The 9,413-nt window shown below is 46.9% G+C and carries 9 protein-coding genes; all 9 read left to right on the top strand.

Features of this window, described 5'->3' with window-relative positions:
* Positions 1–401: alpha/beta hydrolase family protein (locus PLH26_RS16980; protein ID WP_324587225.1), on the top strand; the 401-nt coding region annotated here is incomplete at its 5' end.
* An 11-nt stretch (positions 402–412) separates the two neighbouring features.
* A complete protein-coding gene (locus PLH26_RS16975; protein WP_324587224.1) occupies positions 413–1,528 on the top strand; it encodes an alkaline phosphatase family protein in 1,116 nt (371 codons plus the stop codon).
* 16 nt (positions 1,529–1,544) lie between these two features.
* Complete coding sequence (locus PLH26_RS16970; RefSeq protein ID WP_324587223.1) at positions 1,545–2,846, top strand: purple acid phosphatase family protein; 1,302 nt, start codon at positions 1,545–1,547, stop codon at positions 2,844–2,846.
* Between the two features lie 33 nt (positions 2,847–2,879).
* Positions 2,880–4,166, top strand: coding sequence for a purple acid phosphatase family protein (locus PLH26_RS16965; RefSeq protein WP_324587222.1), 1,287 nt, complete (start codon positions 2,880–2,882; stop codon positions 4,164–4,166).
* A gap of 125 nt (positions 4,167–4,291) precedes the next feature.
* Positions 4,292–5,947: an alkaline phosphatase PafA gene (gene pafA, locus PLH26_RS16960; RefSeq protein ID WP_324587221.1), complete on the top strand. Its 1,656-nt coding sequence runs from the start codon at positions 4,292–4,294 to the stop codon at positions 5,945–5,947.
* 207 nt (positions 5,948–6,154) lie between these two features.
* Positions 6,155–6,550: a RidA family protein gene (locus PLH26_RS16955; RefSeq protein WP_324587220.1), complete on the top strand. Its 396-nt coding sequence runs from the start codon at positions 6,155–6,157 to the stop codon at positions 6,548–6,550.
* 4 nt (positions 6,551–6,554) lie between these two features.
* The gene (locus PLH26_RS16950) at positions 6,555–7,526 is read left to right on the top strand and encodes a 3-hydroxyacyl-CoA dehydrogenase family protein (protein ID WP_324587219.1); all 972 of its coding nucleotides are present in this window, start codon (positions 6,555–6,557) and stop codon (positions 7,524–7,526) included.
* Between the two features lie 86 nt (positions 7,527–7,612).
* Positions 7,613–8,917 carry an aspartate aminotransferase family protein gene (locus PLH26_RS16945; RefSeq protein ID WP_324587218.1) on the top strand — a complete coding sequence of 435 codons (1,305 nt, stop codon included), beginning with the start codon at positions 7,613–7,615 and terminating at the stop codon, positions 8,915–8,917.
* 40 nt (positions 8,918–8,957) lie between these two features.
* A partial coding sequence (locus PLH26_RS16940; RefSeq protein ID WP_324587217.1) for a 3-hydroxyacyl-CoA dehydrogenase NAD-binding domain-containing protein occupies positions 8,958–9,413 on the top strand: 456 nt, incomplete at its 3' end.

The raw sequence follows: 9,413 nt of genomic DNA, 5'->3' as shown, positions 1-9,413 counted from the left end.
ATGGATACGATGATAGGAAGCAGGTGAAAACGGTGATTGACCTGTGGGGCCCAACAGACCTTACAGACAAGACGGTAAGGCCCGATGGCAGCGATGCAGATAAAACGGTGATCAACTTTCTGGGAGAGAAGGACGTACATGCACAGATCACAAAAGACGCCAGTCCCGCTTATCATCTTACAAAGGGAACCGCTGTGCCTACCATTTTATTTCATGGCGGTGAAGATCCGCTGGTAGATGTAAGCCAGGCCAAAAACCTGTATAAAAAGCTGCTGGAACTGGATATACCTGCACAGCTTGAGATCTATCCGGGTGAAAAGCATGGCGTGGGACCGGCAGCGGCGATTGATGTATTTGACAAAATCTTTTTATGGCTTGAAAAATATTATCCTTCAAAATAAAAACAACGGTTATGAATAAAATGACAATGCTGCTGGCCGGATGGGTTGTTCTTTATGGCTGTACCGGCACGGTACCCGGAAGCAATGAAGGTAAAATTGAAAATGTGATCGTTATTACCACCGATGGTTTGCGCTGGCAGGAGATATATAAGGGTATGGACAGCCTCATTGCCGCCAATGGCCGGTTTAACCAGGGCCGGGGAGACAGCGCAGAAATATTTGAAAATTACTGGGCTGAAAATGAAACGGAAAGAAGGAAAAAGCTATTGCCTTTTTTCTGGGACAGCATTGCACAGAAAGGGCAGCTCTACGGCAACCGTACGTACGATAATAAGGTAGATGTTGCCAATCCATACTGGTTCTCTTACCCCGGGTATAATGAAATATTTACCGGTTATCCGGATACGGCGGTCAATTCCAATGAGTACATGCCTAACCCGCATACCACCGTACTGGAATACATCAACCGGCAGGAAGGGTTTAAAGGAAAGGTAGCCGCTTTTGGGGCCTGGGGCGCTTTTGACCGCATACTCAATAAGGAACGATGCGGGTTCCCGGTGGTATCGGCATTCAGCCCTACCGGTGGCGAACACCCAACGCCAAAAGAAGCGCTGATCAATGCCATGCTCGAAAACTCGTATAAGCCCTTTGGCCATGGCGAATGTTTGGACGTGTTTACCCATTACGCCGCTATTGAATATCTGAAAGAAAAAAAACCACGCGTACTTTTTATCGGTTATGGCGAAACCGACGAATGGGCGCACGCCGGGCGGTATAAGGATTACTTAGATGCGGCAAAACAGGTTGACACATGGATCAGGGAAATATGGGGGTATGTTCAAAGCACACCTGAATATAAAAACAAAACGGCTATTTTTATTACTACAGATCATGGCCGGGGTGATGTTGTTAAAGAACAGTGGACCGGCCATGGAAGCGGCGGCGTTGCCGATTCGCATGAAATGTGGATGGCGGTTATAGGACCCGGTATTTCTGCCAAAGGAGAGGTGAAAACCGCCATGCAGTTATACCAGAAGCAGTCTGCACAAACCATTGCTTCACTGCTGGGATTGCGTTACCAGGCCAACCACCCCATAGCGGAGGAAGTAAAAGAAATTAAGAACTGATCATAATATCCTGTTCATGACTAAAATGGATCAACCCAAAAAAAGATTGCATCTGCGTACGGCTCTTGTTGTGCTGTTGACCATTGTTTGCAGTGGGTTACAGGCTCAAACAACAACCATTAATCCCTTTCCGCCCACGCCAAATCCCGACAGGATCGTATTGAATGTAACCCAGGATCCCTCAACGTCAATAGCCGTAAACTGGCGTACATGCGATACCGTTAGAGAAGGCTTCCTGGAGATCATGCCCGTTACGGCCGATCCGCGTATTGCCGGCAAAGCCACGCGCAAGCAGGCAAAAAACGAACTGTTTAAGCTGGGGGATATTGCAGCTACGTATCATTCTGTTGTTGTACCCGGCCTCAGGTCTAAAACCCTGTACATGTACAGGGTAGGGCAGGGCGCTTACTGGAGTGAGTGGTTCCATACCCGCACAGCGGGAAAGCCGGGAGACAAATTGTCGTTTATATACCTGGGGGATGCGCAGACAGGCCTCAAAACATTGTGGCCAAGAGTGATAAGAGCCGCTTATGCCAAAATGCCCGATGCCGGTTTGATACTGTATGCCGGTGATATTGTAAACCGTGGCAACAATGATAATGAATGGGGTGAATTATTTTATGGCGGGAGTTTTATACACAGTACCATACCGGGCATGCATTCACCCGGCAACCATGAATATGCCCGTACGGGAGATACGCTCTCGGCTTTCTGGCGTCCTCAGTTTACGCTTCCCGAAAATGGCCCGGAAGGGTTAAAAGAAACATGCTATTTTACCGATGTACAGGGCATGCGGTTCATTTCGATCAATTCGTACCGCGTAGAAGAATCTGATGAAGATCTGCAAAAGCAAAAGGCCTGGGTGGATTCGCTGCTGCGCCATAACCCCAATCAATGGACAGCCGTTGTTTTTCATCATCCTTTTTATTCCATCCGGCCCACCCGCGATAATGTGCGGATGCGCAACACTTTTAAGCCTTTGTTCGACAGGTATAAGGTAGATATCGTGCTGCAGGGCCACGACCACGCCTATGGAAGAGGTATGCAAAAGATAGAAGGCGCCACCAAAGATGAGCGATCCGGCACTGTATATATATTGTCGGTAAGCGGTCCTAAAATGTCTTCTGTATATGAAGGCAACTGGATGGATGTATCGGCTTCGTATACACAATTATTCCAGTTGATAACCGTAGAAGGCAATACGCTGCGCTACAAATCATATACTGCTGCCGGAGAACTGCATGACGCGTTTGATCTTATAAAGCAAAAAGGGAAACCCAATAAGCTGGTAGAACACAAGCCAGACAAGAAACAATAAGGGCATCCCGTATTTATACACGCTTAAACCTGTATGATGGGTATAAAAAGAAATTATACTTTTTTCCTGAAGCTGCTCATTTGTTTGATGTTGCCGGTTGCCGTGCATGCACAATCGCAGCAGCCTGAGAATCCCTATCCCCCGGCGAATTACCCCGACAGGATCGTGCTGAATGTAACGCAGGACCCGTCAACATCGCTGGCTGTTAACTGGCGCACGCAAAAAGGGATTGCTGCCGGTTCGGCAGAGATCATGCGTGCTGCTTCCGATCCGGCTGAAACGACAAAGGCTACTGCCGTAAAAGCCAAAACAGAAACGGTTGTCCACGATCAGGTAGTGGCTAACTATCATTCGGCCGTGTTCACCGGTTTGGAGGTCAATACACTTTATATGTATCGCGTAGGGCAGGGCCAATACTGGAGTGAGTGGTTTCATGTTAGAACAGCAGGCAAACCCGGCGATAAGCTTTCCTTTATTTATATGGGAGATGTGCAGCAGGGAATGCGAACGTTTTGGCCAAGGGTGATCCGTGAAGCATATACAAAGATGCCGGATGCCAGGCTGATCATGTATGCCGGCGATATTGTGAACAGGGGCCGCAACGACCACGAATGGGGCGAATTGTTTTACGGGGGCGGCTTTATCCATAGCACCATACCCGGCATGATGTCGCCCGGCAACCATGAACATGCTGATAATGCAGCGGGTGTAAACGAAATTACCGGCTTATGGCGACCGCAGTTCACATTGCCCGAAAACGGTCCCGAAGGACTGGAAGAAACCTGTTACTATTCCGACATACAGGGCGTACGCTTTATATCCCTCAATTCGCAGGCAATATGGTTTGGCGGAGAAGGCATGCAAAAGCAAATAGACTGGCTGGAAAGTATTTTAACCAATAATCCTAACCGCTGGACCTGTGTGGTATTCCATCACCCGGTATATTCGGTGAAAGCCAACCGCGATAATGAAAATCTCCGGGAAAAATTTCAACCGGTATTTAATAAATACAAAATTGACCTGGTGTTGCAGGGACATGATCATGCATATGGGAGAGGCATGCAGAAGATCCCAATGCCCGGAACAAAAGATGCTTCTCCCACCATGTATGTGGTGTCAATGAGCGGGTCAAAGATGTATGCCAACGATAAGCCTGCATGGGCCGATAAAAGTGTCGGCCACCTTCAGTTGTACCAGTTGATAACCATAGACGGCAAAACGCTTTCTTACCGTTCGTATACCGCAACAGGAGAGCTGTTTGATGCATTTGACCTGATAAAAAGAAAAGGCAAAACCAATAAGCTTATCAATTTGAAATGATTTGAAATGATCTTTATGACTGGTAACTGGTATCGGAAAGGAATTGACCTGAAAAGCAGCACTTTTTAGCTAAATCGTGTAATTTGTCTGCTTAAAGCTGTATTTGTAAAAATAAAATATAAACAATGATGAAGTTTAAGTATTGTCTCTCCGGTTTGATAATGATGTCATTCGTATTTATGGCGCATGCACAAACCAGCAAAGCTACTTCTTCCGCGCCCCCGCGGCCCAAAATAGTAGTAGGTATGATGGTAGACCAGATGCGCTGGGATTATTTATACCGTTTTCAGGACCGGTATACGGAAGGCGGGTTTAAAAGGCTGATAAGAGAAGGCTTTTCCTGTGAGAACACATTGATTGATTATTCTCCCACCATTACCGCCTGCGGGCATACCTGCGTATATACAGGTTCTGTTCCTGCCATACATGGAATTGTGGGCAATGGCTGGTACGAACGTGCACTCGGAAAAGAGGTAGGTTGCGTAGATGATCAATCGGTTAACCTTGTGGGATCGGCAGAAGGCGGAACAGGAGAGTCGCCCCGGAATAACCTGTCAACTACCATTACCGACCAGTTGCGCATAGCAACCAACTTCCAGAGTAAAACAGTAGGGGTGGCTATTAAAGACCGGGCTTCTATCTTACCCGCAGGACATGCTGCCACGGCAGCTTTCTGGTACAATGGTACAGACGGCAACTTTGTTACAAGCACTTACTATATGGATGAGCTACCGGAATGGGCTAAGCGATTCAATGATAAAAAAGTAGTGGATACTTATTACAAAAACGACTGGAATACACTTTACCCGATCAATACTTATACCCTGAGCACGGCAGATGATAAGTCGTATGAAGGTACCGCCAACGGAGAAGCAAAACCTGTTTTTCCACGCAACCTGAAACAATTCATCGGAAAAAACTATGGCGCGGTACGCACCACACCTTATGGCAATACATTAACATTTGACTTTGCCAAAGCAGCAATTGAAGGATATAACCTGGGCGGCGGAAAGTTCACCGATTTTTTAGCGGTAAGCTTTTCAAGTCCCGACGCAATCGGACATACTTACGGACCCAATTCCATAGAAATTGAAGACAATTACCTTCGTTTGGACAAAGAGCTCTCCGATTTCTTTACCTACCTTGATAAAAGATTCGGCAAAGGCAACTACCTCTATTTTATTACCGCCGATCATGGCGTTTCCGAATCGCCCGGCTTTTATCTCGAAAACAAAATGCCTTCGGGTGCCATCCAGGATAAAGATTATTCAAAAGCGCTCCGGGACGGACTGAAAGAAAAATACGGGGTTGATAAACCTATCCTTTCATTTGCGAATTACCAGTTGTATATGAACTGGGAAGCATTCGACAAAAAAGGGGTTGACCGCGGTGACGTAGGGCGTACAATAAAGGAGATATTGCTGAAAGCCCCGGGGATAGCCAATGTGCTGGAAACTGAAGCATTGGGAACAGCCCCCGTTCCGGAGCATGTCAAAACCATGTTCATTAATGGGTACAATGTAAAACGCAGCGGCGATTTTGCAGTAATTCCCCAACCTACATGGAAAGGTGGCAGCCTTAAAGGTGCCACGCATGGAACATGGTATCCTTACGATGCCCATATCCCGCTGGTGTGGATGGGCTGGAAGATAAAACCGGGTCATACCAACCGGGTAACCGGTATGGCGGATATAGCGCCTACTTTAGCCGCATTGCTGCGCATACAAATGCCCAGCGGTGCTATCGGAAAACCCATTACCGAAATAACAGGAGGCAGATAATTCACTACTGAACAGATAATTTTTTTTAAGCCCGAAATTCAAAATTCGAAATTCGAAATTTGAACTTCGGGCTTTTATATTTGGAACCCTGCTGTTTTCTGAAAAATAATACTATAAATCCGGACAAAAGTAACATTTCCTGAAATGCAGGACTGCTAATTTTGACATGCTACAGGAGTCTGTATAAAAAATTTAAAAATAAAAAGTATGGGAAAGACAGGCATTCATCATCCCGACAGGGATACTTCTTTTGTTACCGGCGCTTATTCGGATGCGGTATTAACGGACGGTTTTTTATTTGTGAGCGGACAGGCATCGGTTGATTTCAAAACTTCAAAGTTCATACTGGGAACAATTGAAGAGGAAACAAAGCGTACCCTTGATAATATTAAAGCCATTGTTGAAGCTGCAGGGGCCACGATGGAGGATATAGTAAAATGCACAGTACACTTAAGCGATATCCGCGAATTTGACCGCTACAACAAGGTTTATGCTGCTTATTTCCCGGGCATTAAGCCGGCCAGAACCACGGTACAGTCTGTTTTGGCTGAAGGTATAAAAGTAGAAATTGATTGCATTGCCAGATTATCCACTCAAGCTTAAGCTAATGACAGGTATCAAAGACACCAGTATAGGGATTGTAGGCGTAGGTTTAATGGGCAGCAGCATAGTGGCTTCTCTTCTGGCGGCCGGGCATAGGATTAAAGCCGTTGCCCCGCTTGCAGGTGAGCTGGATCTGGCGGCTGTGCGCATTAAAGAGCAGCTCCTGCTTTGTGAAAAAGGAGCGCTCCTGGCAAAGCCGGCACATTTCTATTTATCTTCCTTAACGATCTCAGAAGATTATAATGTATTACATGATTGCAGCCTGGTAGTGGAATGTATCATTGAGGACGTAGAAGCTAAAGAAGCGGTTTTCAAAAAAATTGTAGCTGCTGTTGGTAAAGACGCTGTTTTGGCGAGCAACACATCTGCCATACCGATCAGCATCCTGCAGGCATTTGTTCCCGGTCCTGAACGGTTTCTCGGCATTCACTGGGCAGAGCCCGCCTTTGCCACGCGGTTCCTGGAGATCATCTGTGGTGAAAAAACGTCAGACCAAACCGCCAATTGGGTATTTGAGCTGGCGCACCTGTGGAGAAAAGAACCTACATTGCTGCGGAAAGATATCAGGGGGTTTATCACCAACCGCCTGATGTATTCGGTATACAGGGAAGCTTTAACGCTGGTAGAGAACGGTTATGCCACGATTGAAGACGCCGACAAAGCTTTCCGGTACGATGCCGGCTCCTGGATAACGCTGATGGGTATCTTCAGACGGATGGATTTTACCGGCCTGCAGGATTTTCCGGTAATATTCAACACTTTATTTCCGGGCCTGAGCAATACCGGCGAAGTGCCTGCTGTTGTGCGGAAACTGATGGACCAGGATGCGAGGGGTACGCTGAACTGTAAAGGCTTTTACCGTTACACCGAAGAAGAAGCCGGAAACTGGAATAAGGCTTTTGAAGCATTTAACCAGGATATTTACCGGCTGGCGGCCCTATACCCGGCCGAAGTAATTAGTCCCGTATTGAAGTAGTGCTTATTTTTAGGCATTAGCGCGGTCGGCACCCGACGCAAGGAGGGTCAGACCGCATGTAAAAAATACCTGGAGATTTTAAACGAATGGAAAAAAATAAATACGCACAATCTGCAAGCCTGCTGGAAAGGGCAAAGAAAGTAATGGCCGGCGGTGTTTCTTCCGAGTTCAGGAAATACAATCACCCCCATGCCATCTTTTATACGCATGGCGAAGGAAGCCGGGTGTATGATGTTGATGGCAATGCTTACCTTGATTTTACGCTGAGCCAGGGCCCGCTGATCCTGGGGCATTCCCATCCGCATGTGCTGCAATCCGTGAATGAATATTCGCAACGGGGGCAATTGTTCGCAGGGCAGCATATCAAAGAAATAGAGCTGGCGGAAACCATCAACCGGTTAATTCCTTCGGCGGAGCTGATGCGCTTTTGCCTGGACGGTTCGGAAGCCGTTCAAACGGCTTTAAGGGTAGCAAGAGCCAAAACGGGAAGGAAAAAATTTCTACGCTTTGAAGGGCATTATCATGGCTGGCTCGACAATATGTGCTGGGGCATCTCAGCGCCTTCTGAACCTGCTTTGGGCAGTAGGGAACACCCGCAGGCATTTCCATGGACAGAAGGCTTGCCGGATCGTGTGAGAGATGAATTTATTATAGCGCCATGGAATGATTTGCATACGCTTAAAAAGGTCATAGCCGAACATCACGGGGAAATAGCCGCAGTTATTACGGAACCCGTGATGTGTAATAACGGGTGTGTTCTTCCGTCCGATGGCTTTTTGCCGGGCCTTCGTGCATTATGTGATCAATACAATATGGCGTTGATCTTTGACGAAGTGATCACAGGCTTTAGGCTGGGGCTTGGAGGCGCACAGCAGTATTTTAATATCAGCCCCGATCTTTCCATCTTCGCTAAAGCTATCGGTAGCGGCTACCCTATAAGCGTGGTGGCGGGAAAGAAAGCATGGATGCATTTGATTGAAGAGGGAAAAGTAATACATGCAGGGACGATGAATGCAGGTAATCCTACTGTTGCCGCGGCGCTGGCTACCATTGAAGTGCTGGAGAAAGAAAATCCTTATCCCAGGATGTTTCAATATGGAAAAAAGCTGATGGAAGGATTGCGGAAGGCGGCTGTTCAATATGGTCATAGCCTGGTTGTTCAGGGCCCCGGCCCCATGTTTCATATTGCTTTTACAAATAAAACTGAAATAAAGGATTACCGGGATACGCTGGACTTAGATCGGGATAAGCTGGGGAAATTCATTGCGGGTATGCACGACAGGGGCATAAGAATTATTGGAAGAGGCTTATGGTATATCAGCGCGGCACATACCGCAGAAGATATAGACCACGCTGTTGATACTGCTGCAGAAGTGTTCAGCAATATATAAACCGGCATGAGTTGTATTACTTATGTTCAAATTGAAAAGCATGGCATTAAATGGCGTTAAGAATGAAACGGTATTGATAACGGGAGAAGGACGGCTTGTGTATAGTGTTGCTGCTTGTTTGTTGCTGGCCGGGTGTCCGGTGGTATTGTGTACGGGAAATAAACACGAGTCCGAAAAGAATATGGCTGCTCACTATACCGGTCTGCTCCGGTATACCGGTAAGTCATTTAACAGGAAGCAGCTGGAAGTTACAGATGCATTGGATAAGAAGCTGCACTATAAACTGGTTATTGCTGTTACAGGTGAAGATGCGGCTGAAAAAAAATTGCTGATAAGGCAACTGGAAAGAAAGCTGCCGGCAGGTTCGGTTGTTGCTGTTAATACGGAAAGCATCCCATTGTGCGTTTTGCAGGAAGGGGCAATGCACCCGGAGCGTATCATAGGACTTAACTGGACAGAACCCGCGCACACCACTTATTTTATAGAGATCATTGCC

It is taken from the genome of Agriterribacter sp. (assembly GCF_035444585.1).
Classification (GTDB): domain Bacteria; phylum Bacteroidota; class Bacteroidia; order Chitinophagales; family Chitinophagaceae; genus Agriterribacter.
This window is presented reverse-complemented; position numbering and strand designations above follow the sequence as displayed.

Excerpts from the sequence above, each read along its gene's own strand:
- PLH26_RS16945 (WP_324587218.1), top strand. The coding sequence starts at position 7,613 with ATGGAAAAAAATAAATACGCACAATCTGCAAGCCTGCTGGAAAGGGCA.
- PLH26_RS16965 (WP_324587222.1), top strand. The coding sequence starts at position 2,880 with ATGATGGGTATAAAAAGAAATTATACTTTTTTCCTGAAGCTGCTCATT.
- PLH26_RS16955 (WP_324587220.1), top strand. The coding sequence starts at position 6,155 with ATGGGAAAGACAGGCATTCATCATCCCGACAGGGATACTTCTTTTGTT.
- PLH26_RS16970 (WP_324587223.1), top strand. The coding sequence starts at position 1,545 with ATGACTAAAATGGATCAACCCAAAAAAAGATTGCATCTGCGTACGGCT.
- PLH26_RS16950 (WP_324587219.1), top strand. The coding sequence starts at position 6,555 with ATGACAGGTATCAAAGACACCAGTATAGGGATTGTAGGCGTAGGTTTA.
- pafA (WP_324587221.1), top strand. The coding sequence starts at position 4,292 with ATGATGAAGTTTAAGTATTGTCTCTCCGGTTTGATAATGATGTCATTC.
- PLH26_RS16975 (WP_324587224.1), top strand. The coding sequence starts at position 413 with ATGAATAAAATGACAATGCTGCTGGCCGGATGGGTTGTTCTTTATGGC.